We start from the raw sequence: 25,885 nt of genomic DNA on the forward strand, positions 1-25,885 counted from the left end.
AGAGCCGGAGGCTCAGACGAAGACGATCCCTTCCGGGACGTCCGGGCGGATTTCCGTGCCGACCTTGCGGGCCAGCAAATCGTCCAGCCGGTCCAGCGGGCCGATAAGCACGCGGCCCCCGGCCTTCGCGACGCGGATTGCCGCGTCCACCTTCGGCTTCATCGAGCCTTCGGCGAATGCCAGTTCGGAGATGGCCTCCGGGGACGCCGTGAGGATGTCCCGCTGTTCCGGGGTGCCCCAGTTCTCGCTGACGAAGTCGCCGTCCGTGAGCATGATCAGCGTGTCCGCCTCAAGTTCGGCCGCGAGCGTTGCGCTTGCTGCGTCCTTGTCGACGACGGCCTGCATGCCGATCTGGCGGCCCTTGCCGTCGAGCTTGACCGGAACACCGCCGCCGCCGACGCAGACCACCAGCGTGCCGTTGTCCAGGAGGGTGCGGACGAGCGGGGTCTGGACGATGCTGATGGGCTCCGGGGAGGGAACCACGCGGCGGAAGGCATTGCCGTCCTTCGCGATGGTCCACCGGTACTCGGACGCGGCCTCGGCCGCATCCTGCGCGGAGTACGTGGGGCCGATGAGCTTCGTGGGGCGGTGGAAGGCGGGGTCGTTCTCATCCACCACGGTAGTGGTGACGATGGCGGCCACTTCGCGTTCCCCGGCGAGGGCGTTGGAGAGCTCCTGCTGGATGACGTAGCCGATCATGCCCTGGGTTTCGGCACCCAGGATGTCCAGCGGGTACGCCGCCACATCCTGGTAGGCCAGGTTCTGCAGGGCAAGGAGGCCCACCTGGGGTCCGTTGCCGTGCGTGATCACCATTTCGTGTTCGCGTGCCAGCTTGGCAAGCGCCTGGCAGCTTTCTTTGACATTTGCCCGCAGGCGGTCGGCCGTCATTGGCTCGCCGCGCTTCGCGAGGGCGTTTCCGCCCAGTGCAACTACTAGTCGCATTTGAATCCTCCTCTGGGACTGGCTCTAGAATACCGCAGATGGTATACCATCTGGAGGAACAAAGCCGAGATGACCGAAGATCGTCTGGGCAGCAATGGCCTTAGGAGCCTTATGGCAGCTTCAATCCGATCGAACTGTATACCAGCAGCTTCCATCGATTCCGCCCTGGTCACCGCCCTCCGGGACGCCCCCGGTACCGGGAAGGTGCACTCGGTCTTCGACCGGGCGATCAACATCGTCGCGCCGTGGGGCCAGCTGGTCACCCTCGCCGCCCGCCAGCTCGACGACGCACCCTGGACCATCCGCGCCGAAGTGCGTGACTGGAGCGGCGCAGGCATCCAGGCCGGCGATCCGGCGGACTTCAGCACGCGCGCAATCTCCTTCGACTCCGCGGACTCCGTGGTGCTGCTCCCCGGCGCCCGGGAATGGTTCGCGAAACGCATTCCCTTGGCGGACATCACGACGGCGGAGCTCGGCACGGGTGCCGCGGCGCTCGGCGGCCTGCTCGAGACCCACGGTGTCCGCGGCGGCATTTTGGAGGCGCCCCCCGTGGAGGGTGCCGCCGAGGCCAACGCCAAAGCCCCGGCCAACGCCTTCGACGCCGGAATCGCGCACGGATTGCGGGCGGGCCGTGAAGCCCTCGAAACGGCGGTCCGCGCCGGCGACAGCATGGCCATCGGGGAGGCGGCACTGCAGCTGCTCGGACTGGGTTCCGGACTCACCCCGGCGGGCGACGACTTCCTCTGCGGCCTCGCGCTGCTCGCTGCCCAACCCGGAAGCCGGCTCGGTGCGGCACGCGGGGCGCTGTCCGCCGTCGTCGGGCAGCATCCGGACCGCACCACCCTGCTCAGCTGGACGACGCTGCGGGAGGCAGTGGACGGGCGCGCCCGCGAGAGCCTGCTCGAACTGCTCAGCAAGCTTTTCCGCCACAGGGCGGAAGACCCCGCCGGGCTGGCCCGGCACCTTCGTGCCCCGGTGGACCGTGCCCTCGGCATCGGCCACACCTCCGGGACGGACATACTGTCCGGCCTCCTGGCCGGACTTCGACTCGAAAAAGAACTGAGAGGGTCCATGTGAGTGTCACAGCGGTGATCAAGAAAAACAGCTACTTCGACTCGGTGTCGCTGATGTCGATATCGACGAAGGCGAACGGGCTCGACGGCGTCGAGCAGGCGTTCGTCGCGATGGGAACCGAGATGAACAAGGGGGTGCTGCAGAACCTCGGCCTGCTCACCCCGGAACTGGCGGAGGCCGGCAACGGCGACCTGATGATCGTGGTGGTCCCCTCCGCGGGTGCCGAGGCGGGGGAGATCATTCCGCAGATCGAGGAACTGCTCACCCGCAAGGCGCCCGGCGGCGGCGGCGCGCGAATCTCCTACCGCACCATCGCGGCCGCGGCGCAGGCGGACCCGGGCGCAAACCTTGCGATCATCGCAGTCAACGGCGCCTACGCCGGACGCGAGGCCAGGAAGGCACTGGAAAACGGCCTGAACGTGATGATGTTTAGCGACAACGTCCCCGTGGAGGAAGAGATCGCCCTCAAGGCCCTCGCCCACGGGAAGGGCCTGCTCATGATGGGCCCGGACTGCGGAACGGCCATCATCAACAACGTGGCCCTGTGCTTCGGCAACGCCGTCCGGCCCGGCACGGTGGGCATCGTGGCCGCCTCAGGCACCGGCTCGCAGGAAGTCAGCGTCCGGATCCACGCGCTGGGCGGCGGCGTCTCCCAGCTGATCGGCACCGGCGGCCGCGACCTCAGCGCCGAGGTGGGCGGCGTCATGATGATCGACGGCATCCGCGCCCTGGCGGCGGACCCGAAGACCGAAGCGATCGTCCTCGTGTCCAAGCCCCCGGCACCCGAGGTGGAGAAGAAGGTCCTCGCCGAAATCGCCGGCGCCGGCAAGCCCGTGGTGGTGTACTTCATCGGCGGCTCCGAAGAAGCCGTCACCGCTGCGGGCGGCACCTTCGCCGCAAGCAGCCTCGACGCCGCCCTGGCGGCCGTGCGCCTCACCGGCTCCCCTTCGGTCCAGGCCCCGGCCGCCGACGCCACGCGCATCGATTCCGTGCGCGCCCGGCTCACCCCGGAGCAGACGAATATCCGCGGCCTGTTCTGCGGCGGCACCCTCTGCGACGAGTCGATGTACGCGCTGCTCAACGACGGCGAGGAGGTCTGGAGCAACATCCAGAAGAACCCGGAATTCGTGCTCGGCGCGGCGGACCCGAGCCGTGGCCACACCTTCCTGGACTTCGGTGACGACGAGTTCACCAACGGCCGCCCGCACCCGATGATCGACCCCTCCAACCGCCTGGCGCGCCTGGTCGAGGAGGCCAAGGACCCGTCCGTGGCCGCCATCGTCATGGACTTCGTACTGGGCTTCGGCGCCCACGAAGACCCGGTGGGCGTCACCCTGCCGGCGATCACCGAAGCCAAGAAGGTTGCCGCCGACGCCGGCCGCCACCTTGAGATCGTGGCGTACGTCCTCGGGACTGACCTTGATACGCCGGGCCTTGCCGCCCAGACCGCGGCACTCGAGGCGGCCGGCGTCACCATCACCAGCAGCAGCACCGAAACGGGCGAGTTCGCCCGCGCAATCGTCCGGGAAGGAATCAAGGCATGAGCATGTCGAAACTATTCGACAGTGAGTTGAACGTCGTCAACGTCGGCCTCGCGATGTTCGAAGAGGACATCGCGGCACAGGGCGCGAAGGTCCGCACCCTGGACTGGGCGCCTCCCGGTGGGGGCAAGCCAGAGGTCATCGCCGCCCTGGACAAGCTCGAGAACCAGGAGATCGCGGAGAAGATCGCCGCCGCGAACGCCGAGGCGGCAGACCGCATCATGAACGCCAAGCCGATGCTGGTGGGCTTCGGCAGGGCCATCGACGTCGTCCCCGGCATGACCCCCACCACCATCCTGCACGCCGGCCCGCCCATCACCTGGGAGCGGATGTCCGGGCCGATGAAGGGTGCAGTCACCGGCGCACTGGTCTTCGAGGGCCTCGCCGCCGACCTCGTCGAAGCCGAGGAAGTGGCTGCCTCGGGCAAGATCACCTTCTCGCCCTGCCACGAGCACGACTGCGTGGGCTCCATGGCCGGGGTCACCTCGGCGTCGATGTACATGCACGTGGTCCGCAACGAGACCCACGGCAACTACGCCTACACCAACCTGTCCGAGCAGATGGCCAAGATCCTGCGCATGGGCGCCAATGACCAGAGCGTCATCGACCGCCTTGTCTGGATGCGGGACGTCCTGGGCCCCATGCTCAAGGAAGCCATGGAAATCGGTGGCGCCATCGACTTGCGCCTGATGCTCGCCCAGGCCCTCCATATGGGCGACGAGGCGCACAACCGCAACGTCGCCGGCACCGTCCTGCTCTTCCAGGCCCTGGCGCCCGGGCTGCTGCAGACCGGCTTCAGCACCGAGCAGAAGAAGGAAGTCTTCGACTTCATCGCCAGCTCGGACTATTTCTCCGGCCCCACCTGGATGGCGACGGCGAAGGCGGCCCTCGACGCGGCACACGGCATCGAAGGCTCCACGATCGTCACCACCATGGCGCGCAACGGCGTCGAGTTCGGCATCCGCGTCAGCGGCCTGCCGGGCAACCACTGGCTCACCGGCCCGGCCCAGAAGGTGATCGGACCGATGTTCGCCGGCTACAAGCCGGAGGATTCAGGCCTGGACATCGGCGACAGTGCCATCACCGAGACCTACGGTTTCGGCGGTTTCGCCATGGCCGCGGCCCCGGCGATCGTCGCGCTGGTTGGCGGCACGGTGGAGGAAGCCGTCGCCTTCACGCACGCGATGAGCGAAATCACCACCACCGAGAACCGCAACATCACCATTCCGTCGCTGGGCTTCCAGGGCCTCCCGACGGCGATCGACGTCCGCAAGGTGCTGGACACCGGCATCCTTCCGGTCATCAACACCGCCATCGCGCACAAGGATGCCGGCATCGGCATGATCGGCGCCGGCATCACCCACCCACCGGTCGATGTCTTCGAGAAGGCAATCCTTGCCCTCGCGGACAAGCTCGCCTGAGCCGGCCCCCTCAGAAACCCCTAAGAGAAAGCAGTTGTGGCGATGACGACTCCGCCGGGCACTGTTGAAAGCACCGCCGTCGAGGCCGGGCTCGAATCCGAATTCGAGCACACCCCGGTCCCGCAGACCCACCGGAAATCCCTCCTTACGGTTTCGGCCGTCTGGTTCGGATTCCCGATGATCCTGACCAACGCCGTGCCCGGTGGCCTCGTGGTCGCCTTGCTCGGCTTCTGGCAGGGTCTCGCCGCGATCGTCGTGGCAAACCTCATCATGTTCGTCTACGTCAGCCTGCTCAGCTACCGGGCCGGCAAGACGGGCAAGAGCTTCGCCTTGCAGGCCACGGAGACATTCGGCACAGCCGGCTATGCCATTGCCTCCGGCTTCCTGGCCACCGTGGTGGTGGGCTGGTTCGCCTTCAACACCGGGGCCACCGGGGCCAGCCTGAACAAGGCCTTCGGCTGGAACGAGACCCTGGTAGTGGCGATCGCAGGCGTCGCGTTCATCGCGGTGACCTACCTCGGCATCAAGGCGCTGTCCTGGCTGGGTGCGATCGCGGCTCCGCTGTTCATCGTCGCGGTGGTCATCGCCATCGCGATCGCTGCGCAGAGCCACGACCTGGGCCAGATCGTGAACTTCCAGGGCGTGGGCGGCGGTGCCATGACCTTCGGCGTGGCCGTCACCTCGATCATGGCCACCTTCGCCGACTCCGGGACCATGACGGCGGACTTCACCCGCTGGTCGAAGAACGGCCGCGAAGCGGTGCTCGCCACCGCTACCGCGTTCCCGTTCGCGAGCCTCATCGCCCAGCTCAGCGGCGGCCTGCTGGTGGCAGCTGGCGCGATCGCCTCGGCCCAGACCGCCGGCGGCGACTTCACGCCGATCCTCACCGGTGTGGACAACCCGCTCCTGAACGCCCTGGTGGTGGTCTTCGTGGTCATCAACCTCGGCTCGGTGTGCACGCACTGCCTGTACAACGGCGCCCTGGGCTGGTCCCACCTGACCCGCTCGAAGATGCGCCTGCTCACCCTGGTGCTGGGCGTGATCGGCGTCGCCGTGGCCCTGCTGGGCGTCTGGAGCCTCTTCGTGAACTGGCTCGCGTTCCTCGGGGTGATCGTTCCGCCGCTGGGTGCCGTGCTCATCGCCGACCAGATCATCCTGCGCAAGCGCCTTGCGGGCCGTGCCGAGTCGAAGATCCGCCCGACGGCGTTCATCGCCTGGGCGATCGGTGCCGTGGCCGCCGTCGTGGTCCACTTCGGTGCGCCGATGCTTTCGGACGCGGTGGTGGGCCTGCTCGTCGGGCTCGCGGCATACCTTGCGATCGAATCGCTAGCCGGCAGGACGGCCGCGGCCTAGCCGTACTTGCAGGAGGGGGCCGGCACCGCTTTGGGCGGTACCGGCCCCTTCTGCCGTCCCGGTCTTTAGTTGAGCGTGATGATGATCTTGCCGCGCACGTGCCCCTGTTCGAGCCGGCGGTACGCGTCGGCCACCTGATCCAGCGGATAGCTAGCCTCCAGGGGAAGCACGAGCGAGCCGTCAGCCAGCCCCTCCGCGATCCGGGGCAGGGCGTCGGCCGCCGCGTCCGAGCCGCCGGTCGCCACGAAGCCGCCGCCGCCGTGGCCATGGGCCGCGATGGCTGTGATGCGCCCGGCCGGAACACCGAGTTCCTTGGCCGTTTCGATGACTTCGACGCCGTTGAGGTCCGCTGCCGCCGTCGGCGTTCCGAGGTCCTTCACCCGGTCCGCCAGGCCGTCCCCGTAACTGACTGGAATGGCGTCCAGTCCGCGCAGGAAATCGTGGTTCCGCTTCGACGCGGTGGCGATCACCGTGGCCCCCGTGCGGGCGGCCAACTGGGTGGCCAGCACGCCGACGCCGCCGGCCGCGCCGCCGATCAGCACAGTGTCCGAGGCGCCCAGTTCCAGCTGGTCGATTGCCGCCGCGGCCGTCCGCCCGGCGATGGAGAGCCCGGCGGCCAACTCGTCCGTGACGCCGTCCGGCGTGCGGTGCAGCGCCGAGGGAGTTGTCACCACGAAGTCCGCGATGGCCTCGTGGCGCTTGCCGCCGTAGACGCGATCGCCGACGGTAAATTCCGTGACGCCCTCGCCGATTTCATCAACGACTCCGGCGAAGTCGTTGCCCACGCCGGAGCCGGGTGCGCCACCGAACGCTTCAGCAGCCGGGCCGCCGTGGAAGATCTTGTAGTCCACCGGGTTCAGGCCGGCGGCCGATACGCGGACCCTCACCTCGCCCGGAGCCGCATGCGGTTCCTCGACCTCCACAACCTTCAGGACCTCGGGTCCACCGAACTGTTCGTACCGTACTGCGCGTGCCATGCCGTCCTCCTTGCTCGTTGTTTGCCTGGTGCACGGTGCAAGCAACGCCGGCGGCACGTTATTCCGGAGGTTTCGGTGCGTGAAGGAGCGTGACCCCCGGTGACGGTACAGCGGCTCCGGCCGCGCTCTCGGCGTCCTCCAGCGCCCGGGCGAGCTGCTCGACGGCGGCCGGGTACCCGCCGTCGGCCATCAAGCGGGAGGACTCCGCCTGTCGCATGGCGCGGAAAAGCTCCGCGGTGGACGGAACCCGCGCATCGCTCATGGCCGGGTAGTCGATCTGCCGGCCGGGGTCGAGCTCGTAGAGCTGCCACCGCCGGAGGATGTCCCGGTGCCGCGCGGCGGTGGCGGCGTGCATGTTCTGCTGCCGGCGCAGTTCACCCACCTTCCGTTCGCCGAACAGGGCGGCGAGGGCGGTGGCGGCCGCGAGGCAGAACAGGACGAGCCCGACGGCGGGGGAGAGCAGAGCGGGAACGAGCAGTGCCGGCAAAATCACCACGAGCCCGGCGAAGGCGTTCCAGAAGAAGGCGTCCGGCTCCTGTCCCTGCTTCTTCCGTAGCGAGAGGACGGTGGCCGCCACTGCCGTCACGAGCAGCGCCGCCCAGAAGACGGTCTGCCAAAGGCTCAGCTGGACTCCGGATATGGCGGACATCTGGACACCTCCGCACGCTGCAGGGCCGCCTTTTCTCCAGTATGCGCCGGCGCCGCAGCGGTGGCGAGTGGGGCTGCGCGGTCGGCGAGTTACATGTCCAGGTGGCCGAGGAATTCGCCGGTGTAGGGGCAGAGGTAAGCGACAGTGTCCCTCACCCGGACGGTGAAGTCGGTCCCGCCTGGGACCTCGAACCGTTCACCTTCCTTGTAGGTCCTCCACTCCCCTTGGCGGGCGGGCTGCTGTACGTCCCAGGTGCCGCGGACGAGATGCATCCATTCCTTGACGGGGGCTTCGAACGTCCACTCGCCGGGCTCCATCACTCCCACTGTGAAGTTTCCCTGCTCGTTATGAAATTCAAGGCTGCGGACCTGTCCTTCAAAGTACTCGTTCTGCCCGATCATGAATGCTCCAATTGCGGTGTTGTCGTCTTCGGTCCGCTGTCTGCGGCCTGCTGCGAATCTACCGAGGGTGATATGACCGAACAATCGCCCGACCGTACACTTTGGCAATATTTTTCTCGCCACCACGGACACTCTGCTGATCGAAATGATTGCTACGATGGGGCCGTGAATTTTGATGGAGAAGTGTTCACGGTCGCCAGGCTCGCGTTGGCTGAAGGGCTGGGTCTGACGATCGCCCACGCTGGCAACGGCGCGGAAAGGGAAGCCGGAATCCCGATTACCGTCGAGCAGCGAGGTCCGGTTCCGGAGCTCCATGGCGGCGAACTGGTGCTGACAAGCGGACTCCACCTCGGCGAGGACTGGGCCGCCTGGGAGGAGTTCCTTTCCGGAGTTACGGGCGCGGGCGCGTCAGCTCTCATCATCGGCCTCGGTGCCGGGGCCGTGTTCGAGACGCTGCCCGCACAGGTGCTCCAATTGGCGGAAGGGCACGATCTGCCGCTGCTTGTTGCGGAGTTCGCCGACTTCGGGCGGATCGCACACTCCATCACGGCCCTTCACTCGCATGCCCTGCGGGAGGCACTGAGACGCCCCCTCGATCTTCAGATGGAGATCACCGCGATCGTGGCACGAGGCGGTTCCTTTGGCGACCTCTTGGACGGCTGGCAGCAGAGAACAGCTGAGCCTGTAGCCGTCTTCGACCGGCTGGGGCGGGCGCTCGGCCGCAGCTCAGCCTTCCCGTCCGGCCTGCTCGGCAGCCTCGGCGAACGCCTCGCCAGTCACGAGGCACCCCGCCTGGGAGAGCAGTTCCGCCTGTCCTCCACCACGCTGGAGTCCCTGGCGGAGGCAGGAGCCGCGGCGGCGCAGCAGCCGCTTGAGATTTCCCCCTTCGCCGGCAATGACACCGTGCGTGGCTACTGCGCCCGTATTCCAACGGGCCGGCCGACCGCCGAGCTTGCCGCGCCGGCGCTGCGCTCTCTGCTGGCGCTGGAATTCGAGCGCCTATGGTTCCTCGACGAGCCGGCACGCCGCAAGCGTGCCGACGGGTTTGCGCGGCTGTTGACGCTTACCGAAGAAGGCAGCGCGCGGGCCTTCCTCAGGAGCTTCGGCATTGATTCGGGCGCGCTGCGCGGCGTGGCCATCGAAGCGCGCAACGAGACCCACGCCGAAGTACTCGTCGACGATCTTGCCTTGGTGCTCGCCGCGCCTTTCATCCGCCACCGGCACCGTATTGTCGAATGCCTGGCAACGGTGGAACCCCGTCAGGCTCTCGCAGACTACGGCCTTGATGTCCCGACGGGGATCGGCACCCCCGGAGCTCCTGAGCGTTCCGCCCGCAGCATCAGGCAAGCCGCGTTGGCTCTCGAGACGAGCCGCCGTGTCGGAGCGCCCATCGAGTACGTCGACGGAGCCTCGCATGAGTTCCTCATCCGCGCCGCCCCTTCCGAATATCTGGAATTGTTCTCCGCCGCTGCGCTGGCCCCGATCGAGCACTCGCGCGGCGGCGAATCCCTGCTCCTCACGCTCCACACCTGGCTTCTTGAGCGCCGTTCCATCGAGGCAACTGCCGAACGGATGGGTGTCCATCGCCATACGGTGCGGAACCGGATACAACGGATCGCCCAACTTACCGGGCACGATCTGGACGGCATCGATGCGCAGACCGAGATGTGGCTGGCCCTGAAAGCCCGCGGCTTCCGCGACGACGCGAATGGTTATCCGCCGCGTCCATAAACCAGATCCAAAGTTCGCCGGTGGGGCCATATTCCCAGAACGGGCTAGCTGACATGATTGAGCTCACATTCCAAGCTGCGGCCCAGCCGCCTCGATCTCGTTCTCAACGAGGAGCCCCCAATGATGCCCAAGACTCTCCCCACCACTGATTTTGTGCCTCGATCCATGCTCCGCAGGGTTGTCATAGCCAGCGGGCTCGGCACCTTGCTGGAGTACTTCGACTACGCGAGCTACAGCTACCTCGCAACGACGATCGCCGTCGTCTTCTTCCCGCCCGAGGACCGCGCTGTTGCCCTGATGAGTACCTTCGGTGTGTTCGCGCTCTCCTTCCTGGTACGCCCCCTCGGCGCCATCGTATGGGGCAGCCTGGGCGACAAGGTGGGACGGAAGAAGATCCTCGCGACGACGATCCTCCTCATGTCCGGAGCGACCTTCTCCATCGGCTTCATTCCGGGGTACGCGACGATCGGGCTCGTCGCACCGGTTCTCCTCCTGCTGCTGCGTATGACGCAGAGTTTCTCCGCCTCCGGCGAGTATGCGGGCGCGGGTACATTTGTTGCCGAGTATGCCCCGGCTGAGAAGCGTGGCCTGCTCACCAGCGTGGTACCAATTGCTGCTGCGGCGGGCTTCCTGGCAGCCTCCCTCATGGCAACCCTTCTCTACGCCGGTGCCTCGCCCGAATTCATGCAGGAGTGGGGATGGAGGATTCCGTTCCTCATCGCCGGCCCGCTTGGCATCGTCGGTCTCTGGCTCCGTACGCGTGTGGAAGACACTCCGCAGTTCCGCCGGGTGCTCGAGATCGAAAAGGAGCAGCGTGATTTGGCGGTGGGCGGGGAGCGAAGCGTGCGCCACTGGCGCGAGACGCTCAAGAGCCTGCCCTCGATGCTCAAGGCCTTGCTCGTCATGTCGCTCAATGCAGGCGCCTACTACCTGCTGCTGAGCTACACGCCGTCCTTCCTTATCGCGGAGGCGGGGATGAGCGAGGCTAACGCAACGCTGGTGGTCACAATCGGACTTCTTGCGCACATCACCTTCATCCCGATTGCCGCGCGCCTTTCCGATCGCATTGGCCGCAAGCGCACGCTGATGATCTCAAGCATCGCGTTCATCGTCCTGAGCTATCCGATCATGACGCTGCTCTCGTTCGGAGGCGTCATCCTGGCGACCCTCGTGCTCATCGTGTCGCTGATGTTCTTCGCGATGAACGACGCCGTATTCCCGTCGTTCTTCACCGAGCTGTTCGGCACCCGCTCGCGCTATCTCGGGTTCGCCCTGCCCTTCAACGTGGGTGCCATGCTCTTCGGCGGCGTGGCACCGCTCATCGGGACCTGGCTGATCGCGGTGACGGGCAATGCGAGTTCGCCGGCTTTCTTCCTGATGGGCATCGGCGTGCTGTCATTGGCCGGCCTGCTGATGAGCGCGGAGACCACGCGCACGGCTCTTGCCGATGAGCAAAGCCAGGTGCCCACGCGGCCGGTTCACACGGTGTAGATTCGCGCGGTGCAGCGCACTGCGGTCGCAGGGCGCATAGGCCCGGGTGGGACTCCCGCCCGGGCCTATCAGGCCTTTTTGCCCTTCGCCTTTTCTTCTGCCTTCTTTGCTTCCTTGATGCGCTGGGCTTCTGAGCGGACGGCGGCGTGGGTGGCGCGTTCGACGACGAGCCACTGCGGCGGTGCGGCCAGCAGGGCGGTGATTTCCGCGGTCGTCAGCGGCTCGGTGATGCCGCCGCGCGCGAGGCCGGCGATGGAGATGTTGAGCTTCTGGGCAACCACCGGGCGCGGGTGCGGGCCGTTGCGGCGCAGCTCGGCCAGCCACTCGGGCGGGTTGGACTGCAGTTCCGCGAACTCGGCACGGGTGACGGCCGAATCCTGGAACTCCTGGGGAGCTGCGGGCAGGTAGATGCCAAGCTTCTTGGCAGCGGTGGCCGGCTTCATGGCTTGGGGGCTCGGGGATTTCATTGTTCAAGGGTATCCCCGGGACGCGGGTGCGCGGCGCGGAAGGCGGCCTGCTGGTCATATATGTGTTTGCGGAGAAATTCGTTGCGTAGCACCGTAAATGCGTACCTATGATGAATCCATGCCGCAGATACGAGTTTCAGAGGCCGCCCGCTTCCTCGGCGTGAGCGATGACACCGTGCGCCGCTGGATCGACAACGGGGCCCTGACCGGGAAGAAGGACGAGTCCGGACGCGTGGTGGTGGACGGGCTGGAGCTGGCCCACCTGGCCCGCGAACAGGCTGCGCTGCCGGAGGATCCCGCCCGTGTGGGCAGCTCGGCGAGGAACCGCTTCGTGGGCCTCGTCACCGGGATCACGGCGGACAAGGTCATGGCGCAGGTGGAACTGCAGTGCGGGCCCTTCCGCGTGGTGTCGCTCATGAGCAGCGAAGCCGTGCGAGAACTCGGACTGGAGTTGGGCTCCGTGGCCACCGCGGTCGTCAAGGCGACCACTGTCATCATCGAAACTCCGCAGGGAAAGAGCATCGTATGAGGGCCACCTTCCGGAAGGCCGCGGCATTGCTGGCCGCCGGTGCCCTCGCAGCGGGCATTGCCGGGTGCGCCGGGAACGGCAACCCGGCAAGCAGCCCGGCCGGCAGCAACGCAAGCGCGACCCCGACGCTGTCCGGCACGCTGACCGTCTACGCCGCGGCATCCCTGAAGAAGACGTTCACCGGGCTGGCCACCCAGTTCGAAGCGAGCCACCCCGGGACCAAGGTCACGCTGAACTTCGCGGGTTCCTCGGACCTGGCCACCCAGATCAGCCAGGGCGCCCCAGCCGATGTGTTCGCCTCGGCTGACACCAAGAACATGGCCAAGCTCTCCGACGCCTCCCTGCTGGACGGGGAACCCACCAACTTCGCCACCAACGTCCTGGAGATCGCCGTTCCGCCGGCCAATCCGGCGTCGGTCTGGTCCTTAGCCGACCTCGCCAAGCCGGGCGTGAAGGTGGTGGTCTGCGCGCCCCAGGTGCCCTGCGGCGCCGCCACCGAAAAAGTGGAGAAGGCCAGCGGAACCACACTGAAGCCCGTGAGCGAGGAAGCCTCGGTGACCGACGTCCTCGGCAAGGTCACCTCCGGCGAAGCCGACGCCGGCCTGGTCTACGTCACCGACGTGAAGACCGCCGGCAGCAAGGTCAAGGGCATCACGTTCCCGGAGGCTAGCCAGGCCGTCAACACCTACCCGATCGCTACCGTCGGCCCCAGCAAGAACAAGGAGCTGGCGAGGGCGTTCATCGAGCTGGTCATCGGCAGTGAGGGCAGGAAGGTCCTGGCCGACGCCGGATTCGGCGCGCCGTGAACCCTCCCCTGAACGCTTCCCAGGACGGCGGCGGCCACGGCTACAGCGGCGTTCCGCGCTGGCTGTACCTGCCCGCCGCCGTCGGGGCCCTGTTCGTCCTGCTCCCTCTGGTAGCGATGCTGGCGAAGGTCAATTGGGGCCAGTTCATTCCCCTGGTGACGTCGGCCGCTTCCCTGGACGCGCTCGGCCTGAGCCTCCGCACCTCTGCTGCCAGCACCGTTTTGTGCCTGGTGTTCGGGGTGCCGCTGGCCATGGTGCTGGCGCGCCGCCCGTTCCGCGGGCAGCGCCTGCTGCGGGCCTTCGTCCTGCTGCCCCTGGTGCTTCCGCCGGTGGTGGGCGGCATCGCCCTGCTCTACACCTTCGGGCGCCAGGGCCTGCTGGGGAAATCGCTTGAACTGGCGGGTGTCCAGATCGCCTTTTCCACCACAGCCGTGGTCCTGGCGCAGGCCTTCGTGGCCCTGCCCTTCCTGGTGGTCAGCCTCGAAGGCGCGCTGCGCAGCGCCGGAAACAAATACGAAGCCATCGCAGCCACCCTGGGAGCGCCGCCCACCACGGTGCTGCGCCGCGTGACCCTGCCGCTCGTGATGCCGGGGCTGGCCTCGGGCGCCGTGCTGTCCTTCGCCCGCAGCCTGGGCGAGTTCGGCGCCACCCTCACTTTCGCGGGGAGCCTGCAGGGCGTCACCCGGACCCTGCCGCTGGAAATCTACCTGCAGCGCGAGTCCGACGCCGATGCCGCCGTCGCGCTGTCCCTGCTTCTGGTGGCGGTGGCGGTGGCCGTCGTCGGCTTGTCCTACCGGAAGCCCGCGAGGCAGGTGGCCGCATGACGTTCCGGATGGTGGCCCGGGTCCGCGGGCGCCTGGACGCGGAATTCACGGTGGCACCCGGGGAGACCGTGGCGATTCTCGGCCCGAACGGGTCCGGGAAGTCCACCCTGCTCGCCGCGGCCGCGGGGCTGGTCAAGCCCGACGCCGGCTCCGCCAGTTTGGGGGGCAGGGTGCTGTTCGAGCGTGACGGCGGCCGGCAGGATTGGGTCCCGCCGCACCGGCGCGGGGTGGCGTTGCTGGCCCAGGAGGCGCTGCTGTTCCCGCACCTGAGTGTGCTGGACAATGTGGCGTTCGCGCCGCGCAGCGCGGGCGAGGCCAAGGCAAAGTCCCGCGAGACGGCGCGGCGCTGGCTGTCCGATGTGGGGGCGCTGGACCTGGCCGGGCGCCGCCCCGGGCAGTTGTCCGGCGGGCAGGCGCAGCGCGTTGCCGTGGCCCGCGCCCTCGCCGCCGATCCGGAACTCCTGCTGCTCGACGAGCCGATGGCCGCCTTGGACATCCACGCCGCCCCGCACCTGCGCAGACTCCTAAAGCGGGTGCTGGCCGGGCGGAGCGCGGTGATCGTCACGCACGACGTGCTCGACGCCCTCATGCTCGCGGACCGGATCGTGGTGCTGGAGAAGGGCCGGATTGTGGAGGAAGGCCCTGTCCGGGAGGTGCTGGCGCGCCCACGCAGCGCCTTCGCCGCCGGGCTCGCGGGGCTGAACCTGCTCTCGGGCACGGTCACCGCGGAGGGGCTCCTCGTTTCAGGCGCCGGGGCCGCAGGTGGGCAGGCTGTCTCCGGAACCCCCGACGGCGAGGCACTGGCCGGGGAGCCCGGCGTCGCCGCCTTCCCGCCGTCGGCCGTGTCCGTCTTCCTTGAGCGCCCGCACGGCAGCCCCCGCAACTGCCTGCCCGTGGTGATCTCGGAACTTGAGCCGCACGCGGGCGGGATCCGCGTGCGCGCGGGGGATCTGGCCGCAGACATCACCCCCGCGGCCTCGGCCGAACTGGGCCTGGAGCCGGGGATGCAGGTGTTCTTCGTGGTGAAGTCTGCCGAGGTGCAGGTGTACGGGGCGTAGCTGCCGCGCGGTGTCGGGCGTACCGGCGTTCGCATGCCGGACTCGTGGGAACACTTCCAGTTCGCCGGAGCGCTCCCGCGAGCGGGCAGCGCTCCCGCGAATTCGGCGCCCCGGTGCCTCGACGCCGTCGGGCTGGGTTTCGACTCCTAGACGGACCCTACGGCATCCCGGCCAGGTGCGAGCAGGCGTCCCAGAGGCGCCGACGCGCTTCCGGGTCCGATCCCATGCCGGGTGTCGGGAGCTCCTTGTGCTTGGCCCAGAGCTTTCCGGAGACCGCCGCCGTCTCCGGCGAGGTGGCGAGCCAGAGAGGAGTGTCCGCCGCTTTTTCGGCCGGTGCCCCGAAGGTGTTCGTGATCCAGCGGAAAGGGCCGCCGACGTCCTGCAGCAGGGTCGTGTTCCTGACCAGCCCCGGGTGGACGGCGTTCGCCACCACGCCCGTGCCGGCAAGCCGTTCGGCGAACTCCTGGGTGAGGAGGACGCGGGCGAGCATCGTCGGCGGAGTCGAACGCAGGTAGCTGTACGTGCCCTGCGCGGTCTGGAGGTCGTCGAACTTGAGTTTGGTGTTCCCGTACCTGGACGAGATGTTCACGATGCGCGAGGTGCGCGGCCCGGAAGCGGCGGCGCGCTTGAGGGGATCCAGCAGGAGCTTGGTCAGCAGGAAATAGGCCATCACGTTGGTGGCGAAGGTCAGTTCAAGACCGTCGGGGGTCACGTGGCGCTCCTTGCGGAACACTCCCGCCGCGTTGACAAGGACGTCGAGAGTGTCATGGCGGGACAGGAACCGGGCCGCGGCTGCGCGGATGGAGGACTGGTCCGAAAGATCGCACGCCAGCGGCTCCAGGACTGCGGCAGGCACAAGCGCACGGATGCCCTCCATCGCCTGTTCCGCCCGGGCCATGGAGCGGCCGACCACCACCACCAAAGCGCCTTCGCGGGCAAGGCCGCTTGCCACGGCATTCCCCAAGCCGCCGGTCGCGCCCGTCACCAGCGCCACGGCGCCTTCCATGGAAGCCATCGTCTTCGCCTCCTGCGGCCTTGTGCCTTTCGACTGGGCAACATCACAGCACACCAGGGTCGGGTTGACCAGACTGCGGACTTCGCCCGCACGACTTCGCCCGCACAACTTCGCCCGCACAGAAGAGCCGCCCGGGTTCGCGGGGAACCCGGGCGGCTCTGTTGTTCACCTGGCGGTAGCGCTACACGCCGACGCCGGCCGGAACCTTCGCGTCGTCGTCCTCTGCATCCGTCGTGCTAGCGCCGGCCGGATCAGCCGCGGCAGCCGCCGGAGCCTGCCCGCGCTTCCGGTACCGGAAGTGGAAGAACACGTAGCAGGCCACGGTGAAGAGGCCGCCGAAGTACAGGGCCGGAGCCTGGGTGGGATCGAAGCCGATGCCGATCATGGAGCCAAGGCAGGCCACGAAGGCCAGGATCGGGACCAGCGGGAAGAGCGGAGCCTTGTACGGCAGGGTGGAGAGGTCCCCGCCGTTCCGGACGAAGGCGCGGCGGTGGAAGTAGTGGGATGCCACGATCGACATCCAGACAGCCACGGTGGCGAAACCGGCAACCGAGGTGAGCACCAGGTACACGGTGGTGGGCGCCACGATGCTGCTGATCAGGGAGGCGAGGCCGCCGAAGATGCTGACGACCAGGGCAAGCAGCGGGATGCCGCGTTTGGTCAGTTTCGCGAAGGCCTTGGGCGCGTGGCCCTCGTCGGCCAGCGAGAAAAGCATCCGGGCACAGGAGTAGAGGCCGCTGTTGCCCGCCGAAAGCAGGGCGGTGATAACCACGAAGTTCATGATGTCCGCGGCATACGGGACGCCGATGCTGGAGAAGACCGTGACGAAGGGGCTCTCGTCGAGGCCGGCCTTGTCGTAGGGGATGGTGGCGGCGATGACCACGATCGCGCCGATGAAGAAGATCACCAGGCGCAGCACGGTGGTCCGCATGGCCTTGGGGATGTTCCGTGCCGGGTCCGTGGTTTCGCCGGCCGCCACGCCGATCAGCTCGGACCCGGAGAACGCGAAGAACACCACGAGCACGGTGACCAGCACGCCGGTGAAGCCGTTCGGGAAGAGGCCCGCAGAGGTCGAGAAGTTCTCGAACAGTTGCGGGTAGTCGCCGCTGGCCATCGGGTGGAAAACCCAGGAGCGCGGCCCCGCCAAGGATGATCAGGCCGACGACGGCGGCGACCTTGATCATCGCGAACCAGAACTCGCTCTCGCCGAACACGCGGGAGGAGATGGCGTTCATGGAGAACAGCACGGACGCGAAGACCAGGCACCAGATCCACACCGGGACGTCCGGGAACCAGCGCTGCATGAGCAGGCCTGCGGCAGTGAATTCCGAGCCGAGGGCCACGGCCCAGGTCAGCCAGTAGAGCCATGCGGTGGTGAAGCCGGTGGCGGGGCCGATGGAGCGGGCGGCGTAGATGTGGAACGCGCCGGAGACGGGGTAGGCGATGGCAAGTTCGCTGAGACAGGCCATCACCAGGTAAACGACGACGGCGCCGATCAGGTAGGCGATGACCGCGCCAAGCGGTCCGGCCTGGGAGATCGTGTACCCGGAGCTGACGAACAGCCCGGAACCGATCACGCCGCCGAGGCCGATCATGACCAGGTGGCGGGCTTCCATAGACCGCCTGAGGCCAGCTTTGGCCGGTTCTGCCGGGGTTCCCTGTGTGTCGGCTTCTTGGAGCGGAGCAGCGCTCATTGATCCTCCGTGGGATTAGTGCATAGGCAAGAGTTGGGCGCACAGAAAGAGCCGGACAACGCCGGAATCTGCGGGGTTCTGGTCTTCAGGGTATGGGGGAAACACCCGCCGGGACCATTCCGGTGATCAAGCTAACATCACCCCGGAGGGCTCATGAGAGCTCAGGCACATTGGCAAACGATCGTCACCGATGGGCTTCCCGCTAGCCGCCCGAGCAACAGCTGTGCTGATGCTGGGGCGGAATTGTTTCAAGCATTGCTTGGGTTTGCTGCTATCTTGGCCCGCAGCTCGCCGTGGGCGGGTCCGCTTTGCCGCCAAGAGGTACTGTGAAGTGGTGCCAGCCGACCACGATCCCGCCCCCGCCTCCGACGAAACAGCGCCAGGCGAAACAGCGCCAGGCGAAACAGCGCCCGGCGAAACAGCGCCAGACGAAACAGCGCCAGACGAAACAGCGCCAGACGAAACAGCGCCAGACGAAACAGCGCCAGGCGAAACAGCGACCGACGCCACAGGAAGCCGCCGCGAGCTGCGCTTCGCATACGTTCCGGGGGTGATGCCGGGCAAATGGATCCGGCGCTGGGAAGAGCGCATGCCGGACGTTCCGCTGCATTCCTTCATGTCCGACGACGGCGCCCAGCTTTCGGTGCTGCGCGACGGTTCCGCGGACCTCAGCTTCGTCCGTCTGCCTGTGGACCAGGAAGACCTCCACGTCATCCCGCTCTACGAAGAGCAGCCCGCCGTCGTGGCGCCGAAAGGCCACGAGATCACGGTCTTCGAGGACGTGGAACTGGCCGACCTGGCCGAGGAAAACTTCCTGGACATCGCCGCAATGGGCGGTCCGGAGATGGCGCTGCAGGTAGTGGCATCGGGCGCCGGCCTGGTGATCATGCCGATGCCCATGGCCCGCCACTTCAACGTCAAGGACACCGTGGCCCGCCGCCTCCACGGTGCCGAAGGAACCCGGATCGCCCTGGCCTGGCCCAAGGACGCCACGGACGAGGTGGTCGAGGAATTCATCGGCGTGGTCCGCGGCCGGACTGCGAACAGTTCGCGCCAGCCCTCGGCCAAGCAGGAGGCGCCGAAGAAGGCCCCCAAACCGGACCGCCGCGGTGGCGGCGGCTCCGGTGCCGGCGCCAAGAAGGTGGCGCAGCGCTACGCCCCGAACCCGGACAAGGGCCGCGGTCGGGGCTCGCGGAAGAAGGGCAAGCGCTAATCCCCACCGCCTCCCTTGCCTCGCTACGCTCAGCCAGGGAACCCGGGCGGCGTGGGCCCACCCACCGCCTCCCTTGCCTCGCTACGCTCAGCCAGGGAACCCGGGCGGCGTGGCCCCACCCACCGCCTCCCCTCGGCGTTAGTTTCTGTTCAAATTTGTGCACCTCGTTGACCCGCTGTGTGCGTTTCCCGAAGGCTTTCCAGGGAAGCACTCAATGAGGAGACAACCTTGAAAACACCAACCTTGGCCAGAAACCTGGCCGCCATCGCAGCCTCGGCCGCCATGGTCGCGGCCGGCGTCGGGACCGTCCCCGCGGCCATCGCCGCCGAAACACCACCGCCGCCCACCGGCGTCGCTTATGCCAGCGACGTTCCCTGGGCCAGTATGAGCAACGGCTGGGGACCTGCCGAACTCGACATGAGCAACGGCGGCCAGGCCCTCGGCGACGCGAACCGTCGCCCGCTCACCATCGACGGCACCGTCTACGCGAAGGGCCTCGGCACCCACGCGCCGTCGTCCATCAGCTACAAGCTCGGCGGCCAGTGCCGGCAGTTCCTCGCCCAGGTGGGCATCGATGACACCCAGGCCGACCGCGGCCGCGTGGACTTCCGCGTGTTCGTGGACGGCGCCGAACGATTTGCCGCCGAACGCAAGGGGATCGACGGCGCCCTGCCGGTCAACGTGGACTTGGCCGGCGCCAGCACCCTGGAACTGCGAGTCGACGCCGGGCCGGAAGGAAACGGCAACGACCACGCCGACTGGGCCGACGCCAAAATCAACTGCTCCAGCGAATACCTCGCCGCGCCGCTGCGCCTCGAGGGCTCAGCCGGGACGAACCTCAACTCGCTCGTCCCCGGAACCCCGGCCACCGTCGTCGTGCGCGACCTCAAGCCGCTGGGGCCGGTCAGCCTCGCCTTCCGCGGCGAAAAGGTGGCCGACGCCGTTGCTGACGCCGGCGGCGTCGCGACCGTCACCTTCGTGGTGCCCGCCGGAGCCGCAGGTGGCACGGCGGAGCTGACGGCCAGCGGCACGGGCCCGTTCGACGTGGCCACCAGCGGCGCCCTCGTTTCGCTCGTCGTCCAGCTCAGTGACGCGAAGTTCTACGTGGACTGCTCGGCCCCGAGCCCCGGCGACGGCAGCCAGGCGAGCCCCTTCAACTCGATCGCCCAGCTCGACGGCCACGGCGCCTTCAACGCCGGCGAATCGATCCTCTTCCGCGCCGGCACCAGCTGCACCGGCGCACTCAAGACGGCGGGCACCGGCGTCGCGGGCCATCCGATCACCCTCTCCAGCTACGGCGACGGCGCCAAGCCCTCCATCAACGGCGACGGCGCGGTGGCAGCCATCCAGATCACCAACGCCAGCCACTGGACCGTCAGCGGACTGCACGTGGTCAACCCCTCGGACACCCCCACGCGGCGGGTCGGCATCCTCTTCGAAAACAGCGGCACGGCACAGACCGCGGGCATCGTGGTCACCGGAAACCACGTGGAAGACGTGGCCGGCTGGCGCAACAAGGCCACGAACGGGGCCGGCTTCGCCCAGTCCGCCGGGATCATGGTGCGCACCTGGGGCAAGGGCTCCGTGGACGGCATCACCATCACCGACAACGAGGTCAACGACACTGCCGGCGGCGGCGTGAAGATCTCCGCACCGGACACCACGGAGCGCTACAACACCGGCGTCTACGTGGCCCGGAACAAGATGCACGAGGTGGGGCGGCGACGCGATTGTCATCCACAACTCCGACGCCCCGCTCATCGAATACAACAGCGGCCTCAACCTCGGCCAGGGCGCCCACCCGTACGAGGGCGGCAACTTCGCCGGCATGTGGCCGTACAACTCCAAGAACCCCGTGTTCCAGTTCAATGTGGTGGGCAACAGCACCACGTCCGTCTACGACTCCACCGCCTGGGACTGCGACATGAAGATCGTGGGAACCTGCCTCTTCCAGTACAACTATTCGTACGGGAACGCCGGCGGCTTCTACCTCAACTGCGTCTCCAACTGCGGCGGCGGATCCACCGCGGCCAAGGTGGTTTTACGCTACAACGTGGCCCAGGACGACTGCCGCCTGGGCGGTGCCAGCACCGGGCCGGGCAAGCACTACATCTACAACAACACCTTCTACTGCCCGTCCCGCGGCTTCCTGGACGACATGACGGGGCCGCGCGAGGTCCGCAACAACATCTTCGTGGCGCCGGGCGGTCCGCTCCGGGCTGCGTCCGCGGTGTACTCCAACAACGCCTACTTCGGCGGCATCCTGCCGCCCGCCGGCGAGCTTGGTTCCGTGACCGGCGATCCCAAGCTGATCGCCGGTGGCAGCGGCCAGACCACCCTGGACGTTCCGGGCTACAAGCTCGCGGCCGGCTCGCCGCTGCTGGGGGCCGGGACTGCAATTGCCGACGACGGCGGCAAGGACTTCTTCGGGAACCCCACCGCGGGTGCGGGTTCAGTTACGGCGCCGAACATCGGCGCGTACCAGGGCCCCGGCGTCGACGTCACGCCGCTGCCGTTCGCGGCGCTGCTGAACCAGACCTCGGTGGCGAACGCGGCGAACCCGCGCAACGGGGCGATCACTGCGGACCGCCGCACCTTCTCCGAGGAGGCGCTTGCGGACGCGGGACTGACCAGCGGGAAGCCGTACTCGGCCTTCGGCGTGACATCCGTATGGCACCCGAACCCGGTGGGAACTCCGGACACGCTCAAGGCCGCCGGGCAGCAACTGGCGATCTCCGGACAAGGCCGAACCCTGCTCGTGACCGGCTTCTCCACCGGCGCGGTGTCCTCCGGCGTGGCCACGGTGCACTTCACCAACGGCATGACCAAGAAGGTCACCCTCGCCCTGCCGAACTGGAAGGACGGCGTGCCCACGGACACCAGCATGCTGCTGGCAAGGTCGGCGTACCACCAGCGGCACACCCAGGCGTACATCGGCGGCGCGTCCACAGTGCTGCGCATTGACGAGCAGGCCTCGGTGTTCGCCACGAAGATCGACATCCCGGCCGCGTTCAAGGTCGCCAGCATCACCCTGCCTGCAGGCAGCGCGCTCGTGGACGAAGGGCTGAACATCATGGATGTGGCCATCGGGAACCTGCCGGTGGGCCTCGAGTAGGCCAGCGGCCGCCCCGGGTCAGCCTACGTGGATGCCGGGGCGGCGCTGCTTTGTGGCTCTAGCCGGCTGCCTTCTTCACCAGTTCACTGATCCTCGCTTCGACCTCGGGCGTCAGTTCTGTCAGAGCGTAGGCAACCGGCCACATTTCGCCCTCGTCCAGCGCCGCCGGATCATTGAAGCCGAGCGTTGAGTACCGGGTCTTGAATTTGCCCGAGCCCTGGAAGAAGCAGACCACCTTGCCGTCCCTGGCATACGCGGGCATGCCGTACCAGGTCTTCGGCTCGAGTCCCGGGGCGCTTTCCTTCACGATCGCGTGGATGCGCTCCGCCAGGGCGCGGTCCGGTTCCGGCAATTCGGCGATCTTGGTGAGCACCTCGCTCTCGCCGTCCTCCTTGCCGGCCTTGGCGGTGGACCCGCGCCGCTTTGCGCCCGCTTTGAGTTCCTGGGCGCGCTCCTTCATGGCGGCGCGTTCCTCTTCGGTGAATCCCTCGTACGACTTGGCGCTCTTGCTGGTCTCCGTCATTGCAGTTCCTTTCGCGCGGGCTGATGAACCAACCCTACGGCCGGGTAATGCGGCCGGCTTCTCCGGAACTGCTCGAATGCGCGGAGCCCTTGCTCCCCGCAGCTACTCGCCGTGTACTGCCCGCTGCTGCTCTTCGGAACGGTTGAGGTAGCCGAGCAGGAGTTCGCCGGCCCGCTCCAGTTCCCCGGCCTCGAGGGCTGCGCAGATGGCCTCGTTCTCCTCGAGCCAGGCGCTGTAGAAGTGTGCGTCCGAGGTGGCCTTGTGGAAGTACAGGCGCATCTCGGCCAGGACGTGCTTCATGATCGTGTCCAGCCGCCTGCTTTCGGCGAGGGCCACGATGGCGCCATGGAAATGCTGGTTGGCGCTGCCCAGGGCGTCGTTGTCGTCGGCGGCGGCAGCGCGTTTGCCCTCGTCGACGGCGGCACGGACGGCCGCAATTCGCTCGGCGCTGCCGCCGCCGCGGATCGAACTCACTTCGATGGCCCGGCGCACGGTGTAGAGGTCGTGGATGTCCCCGGCCTCAAGCGTGGCCACGAAGACGCCGCGGTTGGGCTGGCGGACCACCAGCCGTTCGCTGGCGAGTTCGGCGAAGGCCTCCCGCACGGTGTTCCGCGAGACGCCCAGGTCCTCCGCGATGGTGGCTTCAGTCAGCCGGGCTCCCGGCAGCAGCATGCCCTCGGCGAGCTGGTAGCGCAGCTCCTCGGCCACGCGTTCGGCCACGGACGGCACGGCGATGCGGACGCGCGCGCTGCCGGTCTGGGTAGGTGCCATGACATGAATTTACCTGATTGTCGCAAACTCGAATCGAAGAATCGTTGAACAATCCGACAATGTAGTGCATCCTAGATGGACCACATCCAATGAGATAGGGATCACAATGGCAAGCATCGACCTGAACAGCGACGTCGGGGAGTCCTTCGGACGCTGGACCCTCGGCGACGATTCCGCGATGTTCGAGTCCGTCTCCAGCGCCAACGTGGCGTGCGGTTTCCACGCCGGCGACCCCAGTGTCATCCGCGCCACCGCGCAAAAGGCGGCGCAGGCCGGCGTCGTCATCGGAGCGCACGTCGGCTACCGGGACCTGGCGGGCTTCGGCCGCCGCTTCCTGGACGTCGATCCCGAAGAACTGGCCGACGACGTCGTGTACCAGATCGGCGCGCTGCAGGCCCTGGCGGCCGCCGCCGGAGCCTCGGTCCGCTACGTGAAGCCGCACGGCGGCCTGTACAACGCGATCGTCAAGCACACCGCCCAGGCCCAGGCCGTCGTCGACGCCGTCAAGGCCGTGGACCCAAGCCTTTCGATCCTCGGGCTGCCGGGTTCGGAAGTCCTGCGGCTGGCCGAGGCCGCCGGGCTGCGCGCCGTGAGCGAAGCGTTCGCGGACCGCGCCTACAACCCGGACGGCACACTGGTTTCCCGTACTCTGCCGGGTGCCGTGCTGCACGATCCCGCGGAGGTGGCCGAGCATGTGCTGCGGATGGCTACCGAACAGCGGATCATGGCAATCGACGGCTCCATCCTCAATGTCCGCGCGGAAAGCATCTGCGTGCATGGTGACTCACCGGGCGCCGTGGCCATGGCCACCGCCGTGAAGTCCGCCCTCAGCGACGCCGGCGTCAGCATCGCCTCCTTCGCCTGAACTTCCCTCGCCTGAACCCGTTCGTCGCAAGAACCCCAATCCCCAGCAACACCCTCATCCCCCGGAGGAAACAATGACCACCAACAGCAAGGCACGTGCCGTGACAAGGAAGCCACCGGCCGGCGCCCTCAAGGCGTACGTCGCCAGCCTCACCGGCACCTCGCTCGAGTACTACGACTTCGCCATCTACTCCGTGGCTTCGGCCCTCGTCTTCCCCAAGATCTTCTTCCCCGCGGGCGATGAGTTCGTGGGCCTGCTGCTCTCCTTCTCCGCGTTCGCCGTGGGCTACCTGGCCCGCCCGATCGGCGGCGTGGTGTTCGGCCGGCTCGGCGACAAGATCGGCCGCAAGTACGTGCTGGTCTTCACGCTCGTGCTCATCGGCGTGGCCACCGTCCTCATCGGCGCACTGCCGGACTACACGGTGATCGGCGTCGCGGCCCCCGTCATCCTGGTGCTGCTGCGCCTGGCCCAGGGGATCGGCGTCGGCGGCGAATGGGGCGGTGCGGTGCTGCTCTCCAGTGAATTCGGCGACCCCAACAAGCGCGGCTTCTGGTCCTCGGCCGCGCAGATCGGCCCGCCCGCCGGCAACCTGCTGGCCAATGGCGTCCTCGCCGTCCTGGCCGCCACCCTCAGCAACACCGACTTCCTTTCCTGGGGCTGGCGTGTGGCGTTCCTGGCTTCGGCCGTGCTGGTGGCCTTCGGCCTGCTGATCCGCCTCAAGCTTGAGGAAACCCCGGTGTTCAAGGCCATCCAGGCCCATGGCGACCGCCCCAAGGCCCCCATCAAGGAGGTCTTCACCACCGAACCCAAGGCGCTCATCTCCGCAGCCCTGTCGCGCGTCTGCCCGGACATCCTGTACGCCCTGTTCACCGTGTTCGTGGCCGTCTACGCCACCAAGGAACTGGGCATGACCACAGGAAACGTCCTGGCCGCCATCCTCATCGGCTCGGCCTTCCAGCTGTTCTTGATCCCGCTGGCCGGCGCTGCGACGGACCGCTTCAACCGCCGCCTCGTCTACGGCATCACCGCCGCCGCCACGGCCGCGTTCATCCCGCTGTTCTTCCTGATGATCCAGGGCAGGTCCGTGGTGATGTTGACCATCGGCGTCGTGATCGGCCTGGCGCTGCACGCCTTCATGTACGGCCCGCAGGCCGCCTACATCACTGAACAGTTCCCGGCCCGGCTGCGCTACGCCGGCAGCTCGCTGGCCTACACCTTGGCCGGTGTGGTGGGCGGCGCCGTCGCTCCGCTGATCTTCACCTCGCTCTACGGTGCGGCCGCCGGCGGCTGGTGGCTGATCGCGCTCTACCTGCTGGCGGCCTCCGTTGTGACGATCGTGGGCCTGCTGCTGGGCCGCGACCCGCAGCCGGAAGAGGACGTCAGGCTCCTGCAGGACGCCCAGGCCTGAGCGGCCGCCTTAGCTGA

24 protein-coding genes and 2 pseudogenes are annotated in these 25,885 nt (G+C 67.7%); 15 read left to right on the plus strand and 11 right to left on the minus strand.

Annotated elements, in window-relative coordinates:
- Positions 1–12 precede the first annotated feature (12 nt).
- Positions 13–942, minus strand: a complete 930-nt coding sequence (locus tag ACZ9CK_RS18710; protein ID WP_476050750.1) for a carbamate kinase — start codon at positions 940–942, stop codon at positions 13–15.
- A gap of 111 nt (positions 943–1,053) precedes the next feature.
- Here ACZ9CK_RS18710 and ACZ9CK_RS18715 point away from each other — a divergent pair, with 111 nt between their 5' ends.
- Genes ACZ9CK_RS18715 through ACZ9CK_RS18730 form a run of 4 tightly spaced genes read left to right on the plus strand, consistent with a single transcriptional unit; the run spans position 1,054 to position 6,331 of the window.
- The gene (locus tag ACZ9CK_RS18715) at positions 1,054–2,019 is read left to right on the plus strand and encodes an oxamate carbamoyltransferase subunit AllH family protein (RefSeq protein WP_476050751.1); all 966 of its coding nucleotides are present in this window, start codon (positions 1,054–1,056) and stop codon (positions 2,017–2,019) included.
- A gap of 11 nt (positions 2,020–2,030) precedes the next feature.
- On the plus strand, positions 2,031–3,560 hold the full coding sequence (gene fdrA / locus ACZ9CK_RS18720) for an acyl-CoA synthetase FdrA (protein ID WP_476050752.1): 1,530 nt from the start codon (positions 2,031–2,033) through the stop codon (positions 3,558–3,560).
- A complete protein-coding gene (locus ACZ9CK_RS18725) occupies positions 3,557–4,978 on the plus strand; it encodes a YlbE family protein (RefSeq protein WP_476050753.1) in 1,422 nt (473 codons plus the stop codon). Before fdrA ends, ACZ9CK_RS18725 begins: the two co-directional genes overlap by 4 nt.
- Before the next feature lie 42 nt (positions 4,979–5,020).
- Complete coding sequence (locus ACZ9CK_RS18730) at positions 5,021–6,331, plus strand: cytosine permease (RefSeq protein WP_476050754.1); 1,311 nt, start codon at positions 5,021–5,023, stop codon at positions 6,329–6,331.
- 65 nt (positions 6,332–6,396) lie between these two features.
- On the opposite strand, the gene ACZ9CK_RS18735 is transcribed toward ACZ9CK_RS18730, so the two are convergent.
- The 3 genes from ACZ9CK_RS18735 to ppnP form a co-directional block, all read right to left on the minus strand.
- Entirely contained in the window at positions 6,397–7,308 is a 912-nt protein-coding gene (locus tag ACZ9CK_RS18735; protein WP_426301225.1) for an NADP-dependent oxidoreductase, read from the minus strand.
- Positions 7,309–7,366: 58 nt separating this feature from the next.
- Complete coding sequence (locus ACZ9CK_RS18740) at positions 7,367–7,957, minus strand: hypothetical protein (protein ID WP_426301227.1); 591 nt, start codon at positions 7,955–7,957, stop codon at positions 7,367–7,369.
- Between the two features lie 89 nt (positions 7,958–8,046).
- Complete coding sequence (ppnP, locus tag ACZ9CK_RS18745) at positions 8,047–8,358, minus strand: pyrimidine/purine nucleoside phosphorylase (protein ID WP_426301229.1); 312 nt, start codon at positions 8,356–8,358, stop codon at positions 8,047–8,049.
- A 72-nt stretch (positions 8,359–8,430) separates the two neighbouring features.
- On the opposite strand from ppnP, the gene ACZ9CK_RS18750 reads away from it, so the two are divergent.
- Positions 8,431–10,089 carry a helix-turn-helix domain-containing protein gene (locus ACZ9CK_RS18750; protein ID WP_426301231.1) on the plus strand — a complete coding sequence of 553 codons (1,659 nt, stop codon included), beginning with the start codon at positions 8,431–8,433 and terminating at the stop codon, positions 10,087–10,089.
- A gap of 120 nt (positions 10,090–10,209) precedes the next feature.
- Positions 10,210–11,580, plus strand: coding sequence for an MFS transporter (locus ACZ9CK_RS18755; protein WP_476050755.1), 1,371 nt, complete (start codon positions 10,210–10,212; stop codon positions 11,578–11,580).
- Positions 11,581–11,648: 68 nt separating this feature from the next.
- Here the strand turns inward: ACZ9CK_RS18755 and ACZ9CK_RS18760 are convergent, their stop codons facing one another.
- Positions 11,649–12,047 carry a DUF5997 family protein gene (locus ACZ9CK_RS18760; RefSeq protein ID WP_426301235.1) on the minus strand — a complete coding sequence of 133 codons (399 nt, stop codon included), beginning with the start codon at positions 12,045–12,047 and terminating at the stop codon, positions 11,649–11,651.
- 118 nt (positions 12,048–12,165) lie between these two features.
- Here ACZ9CK_RS18760 and ACZ9CK_RS18765 point away from each other — a divergent pair, with 118 nt between their 5' ends.
- From ACZ9CK_RS18765 to ACZ9CK_RS18780, 4 genes are read left to right on the plus strand one after another with little or no spacing between them, the layout of a single operon-like run.
- The gene (locus tag ACZ9CK_RS18765; RefSeq protein ID WP_426301237.1) at positions 12,166–12,576 is read left to right on the plus strand and encodes a TOBE domain-containing protein; all 411 of its coding nucleotides are present in this window, start codon (positions 12,166–12,168) and stop codon (positions 12,574–12,576) included.
- Positions 12,573–13,382, plus strand: coding sequence for a molybdate ABC transporter substrate-binding protein (gene modA, locus ACZ9CK_RS18770; RefSeq protein ID WP_476050756.1), 810 nt, complete (start codon positions 12,573–12,575; stop codon positions 13,380–13,382). Before ACZ9CK_RS18765 ends, modA begins: the two co-directional genes overlap by 4 nt.
- A complete protein-coding gene (locus tag ACZ9CK_RS18775) occupies positions 13,379–14,206 on the plus strand; it encodes an ABC transporter permease (RefSeq protein ID WP_426301241.1) in 828 nt (275 codons plus the stop codon). The genes modA and ACZ9CK_RS18775 overlap by 4 nt, the downstream gene beginning before the upstream one ends.
- Positions 14,203–15,264: a sulfate/molybdate ABC transporter ATP-binding protein gene (locus tag ACZ9CK_RS18780; protein WP_476050757.1), complete on the plus strand. Its 1,062-nt coding sequence runs from the start codon at positions 14,203–14,205 to the stop codon at positions 15,262–15,264. Before ACZ9CK_RS18775 ends, ACZ9CK_RS18780 begins: the two co-directional genes overlap by 4 nt.
- 157 nt (positions 15,265–15,421) lie before the next feature.
- Here ACZ9CK_RS18780 and ACZ9CK_RS18785 read toward each other — a convergent pair whose 3' ends face one another.
- The 3 genes and pseudogenes from ACZ9CK_RS18785 to ACZ9CK_RS18795 form a co-directional block, all read right to left on the minus strand.
- Complete coding sequence (locus ACZ9CK_RS18785; RefSeq protein ID WP_476050758.1) at positions 15,422–16,279, minus strand: SDR family NAD(P)-dependent oxidoreductase; 858 nt, start codon at positions 16,277–16,279, stop codon at positions 15,422–15,424.
- Between the two features lie 262 nt (positions 16,280–16,541).
- Positions 16,542–17,973: pseudogene (locus tag ACZ9CK_RS18790) on the minus strand (amino acid permease); the annotation flags it as partial.
- A gap of 248 nt (positions 17,974–18,221) precedes the next feature.
- On the minus strand, positions 18,222–18,512 hold the full coding sequence (locus ACZ9CK_RS18795; RefSeq protein WP_476050938.1) for a hypothetical protein: 291 nt from the start codon (positions 18,510–18,512) through the stop codon (positions 18,222–18,224).
- On the opposite strand from ACZ9CK_RS18795, the gene ACZ9CK_RS18800 reads away from it, so the two are divergent.
- Both ACZ9CK_RS18800 and ACZ9CK_RS18805 read left to right on the plus strand, forming a co-directional pair.
- Entirely contained in the window at positions 18,500–19,186 is a 687-nt protein-coding gene (locus tag ACZ9CK_RS18800) for a LysR family transcriptional regulator substrate-binding protein (RefSeq protein WP_476050931.1), read from the plus strand. The two genes, ACZ9CK_RS18795 and ACZ9CK_RS18800, sit on opposite strands and share 13 nt — an antisense overlap.
- Positions 19,187–19,468: 282 nt before the next feature.
- Positions 19,469–19,951: pseudogene (locus tag ACZ9CK_RS18805) on the plus strand (NPCBM/NEW2 domain-containing protein); the annotation flags it as partial.
- A 57-nt stretch (positions 19,952–20,008) separates the two neighbouring features.
- Here ACZ9CK_RS18805 and ACZ9CK_RS18810 read toward each other — a convergent pair.
- Positions 20,009–20,923, minus strand: a complete 915-nt coding sequence (locus ACZ9CK_RS18810) for a hypothetical protein (protein WP_476050759.1) — start codon at positions 20,921–20,923, stop codon at positions 20,009–20,011.
- Between the two features lie 91 nt (positions 20,924–21,014).
- Here ACZ9CK_RS18810 and ACZ9CK_RS18815 point away from each other — a divergent pair, with 91 nt between their 5' ends.
- Entirely contained in the window at positions 21,015–22,301 is a 1,287-nt protein-coding gene (locus ACZ9CK_RS18815) for a hypothetical protein (RefSeq protein ID WP_476050760.1), read from the plus strand.
- Positions 22,302–22,359: 58 nt separating this feature from the next.
- Here the strand turns inward: ACZ9CK_RS18815 and ACZ9CK_RS18820 are convergent, their stop codons facing one another.
- Both ACZ9CK_RS18820 and ACZ9CK_RS18825 read right to left on the minus strand, forming a co-directional pair.
- Entirely contained in the window at positions 22,360–22,824 is a 465-nt protein-coding gene (locus ACZ9CK_RS18820) for an iron chaperone (protein WP_426301253.1), read from the minus strand.
- A gap of 102 nt (positions 22,825–22,926) precedes the next feature.
- Positions 22,927–23,595, minus strand: coding sequence for a GntR family transcriptional regulator (locus tag ACZ9CK_RS18825; RefSeq protein WP_426301255.1), 669 nt, complete (start codon positions 23,593–23,595; stop codon positions 22,927–22,929).
- 106 nt (positions 23,596–23,701) lie between these two features.
- Here ACZ9CK_RS18825 and ACZ9CK_RS18830 point away from each other — a divergent pair, with 106 nt between their 5' ends.
- Both ACZ9CK_RS18830 and ACZ9CK_RS18835 read left to right on the plus strand, forming a co-directional pair.
- Positions 23,702–24,460: a LamB/YcsF family protein gene (locus ACZ9CK_RS18830; RefSeq protein WP_426301257.1), complete on the plus strand. Its 759-nt coding sequence runs from the start codon at positions 23,702–23,704 to the stop codon at positions 24,458–24,460.
- Positions 24,461–24,533: 73 nt separating this feature from the next.
- Positions 24,534–25,868: an MFS transporter gene (locus ACZ9CK_RS18835; protein ID WP_426301259.1), complete on the plus strand. Its 1,335-nt coding sequence runs from the start codon at positions 24,534–24,536 to the stop codon at positions 25,866–25,868.
- The last annotated feature ends 17 nt before the right edge of the window (positions 25,869–25,885 follow it).

Source organism: Arthrobacter sp. TE26545 (assembly GCF_056279005.1).

What these genes read in the sequence shown, in the direction of transcription:
- ACZ9CK_RS18820 (WP_426301253.1), bottom strand. Translation starts at nt 22,824, where the DNA reads ATGACGGAGACCAGCAAGAGCGCCAAGTCGTACGAGGGATTCACCGAA.
- ACZ9CK_RS18835 (WP_426301259.1), top strand. Translation starts at nt 24,534, where the DNA reads ATGACCACCAACAGCAAGGCACGTGCCGTGACAAGGAAGCCACCGGCC.
- ACZ9CK_RS18760 (WP_426301235.1), bottom strand. Translation starts at nt 12,047, where the DNA reads ATGAAATCCCCGAGCCCCCAAGCCATGAAGCCGGCCACCGCTGCCAAG.
- ACZ9CK_RS18830 (WP_426301257.1), top strand. Translation starts at nt 23,702, where the DNA reads ATGGCAAGCATCGACCTGAACAGCGACGTCGGGGAGTCCTTCGGACGC.
- modA (WP_476050756.1), top strand. Translation starts at nt 12,573, where the DNA reads ATGAGGGCCACCTTCCGGAAGGCCGCGGCATTGCTGGCCGCCGGTGCC.
- ACZ9CK_RS18725 (WP_476050753.1), top strand. Translation starts at nt 3,557, where the DNA reads ATGAGCATGTCGAAACTATTCGACAGTGAGTTGAACGTCGTCAACGTC.
- ACZ9CK_RS18730 (WP_476050754.1), top strand. Translation starts at nt 5,021, where the DNA reads ATGACGACTCCGCCGGGCACTGTTGAAAGCACCGCCGTCGAGGCCGGG.
- ACZ9CK_RS18715 (WP_476050751.1), top strand. Translation starts at nt 1,054, where the DNA reads ATGGCAGCTTCAATCCGATCGAACTGTATACCAGCAGCTTCCATCGAT.
- ACZ9CK_RS18810 (WP_476050759.1), bottom strand. Translation starts at nt 20,923, where the DNA reads ATGACAATCGCGTCGCCGCCCCACCTCGTGCATCTTGTTCCGGGCCAC.
- ACZ9CK_RS18710 (WP_476050750.1), bottom strand. Translation starts at nt 942, where the DNA reads ATGCGACTAGTAGTTGCACTGGGCGGAAACGCCCTCGCGAAGCGCGGC.
- ACZ9CK_RS18815 (WP_476050760.1), top strand. Translation starts at nt 21,015, where the DNA reads ATGTGGCCGTACAACTCCAAGAACCCCGTGTTCCAGTTCAATGTGGTG.
- ppnP (WP_426301229.1), bottom strand. Translation starts at nt 8,358, where the DNA reads ATGATCGGGCAGAACGAGTACTTTGAAGGACAGGTCCGCAGCCTTGAA.
- ACZ9CK_RS18755 (WP_476050755.1), top strand. Translation starts at nt 10,210, where the DNA reads ATGATGCCCAAGACTCTCCCCACCACTGATTTTGTGCCTCGATCCATG.
- ACZ9CK_RS18740 (WP_426301227.1), bottom strand. Translation starts at nt 7,957, where the DNA reads ATGTCCGCCATATCCGGAGTCCAGCTGAGCCTTTGGCAGACCGTCTTC.
- ACZ9CK_RS18735 (WP_426301225.1), bottom strand. Translation starts at nt 7,308, where the DNA reads ATGGCACGCGCAGTACGGTACGAACAGTTCGGTGGACCCGAGGTCCTG.
- ACZ9CK_RS18825 (WP_426301255.1), bottom strand. Translation starts at nt 23,595, where the DNA reads ATGGCACCTACCCAGACCGGCAGCGCGCGCGTCCGCATCGCCGTGCCG.
- ACZ9CK_RS18750 (WP_426301231.1), top strand. Translation starts at nt 8,431, where the DNA reads ATGACCGAACAATCGCCCGACCGTACACTTTGGCAATATTTTTCTCGC.
- ACZ9CK_RS18795 (WP_476050938.1), bottom strand. Translation starts at nt 18,512, where the DNA reads ATGCGAAGCGCAGCTCGCGGCGGCTTCCTGTGGCGTCGGTCGCTGTTT.
- ACZ9CK_RS18765 (WP_426301237.1), top strand. Translation starts at nt 12,166, where the DNA reads ATGCCGCAGATACGAGTTTCAGAGGCCGCCCGCTTCCTCGGCGTGAGC.
- ACZ9CK_RS18780 (WP_476050757.1), top strand. Translation starts at nt 14,203, where the DNA reads ATGACGTTCCGGATGGTGGCCCGGGTCCGCGGGCGCCTGGACGCGGAA.
- ACZ9CK_RS18785 (WP_476050758.1), bottom strand. Translation starts at nt 16,279, where the DNA reads ATGGCTTCCATGGAAGGCGCCGTGGCGCTGGTGACGGGCGCGACCGGC.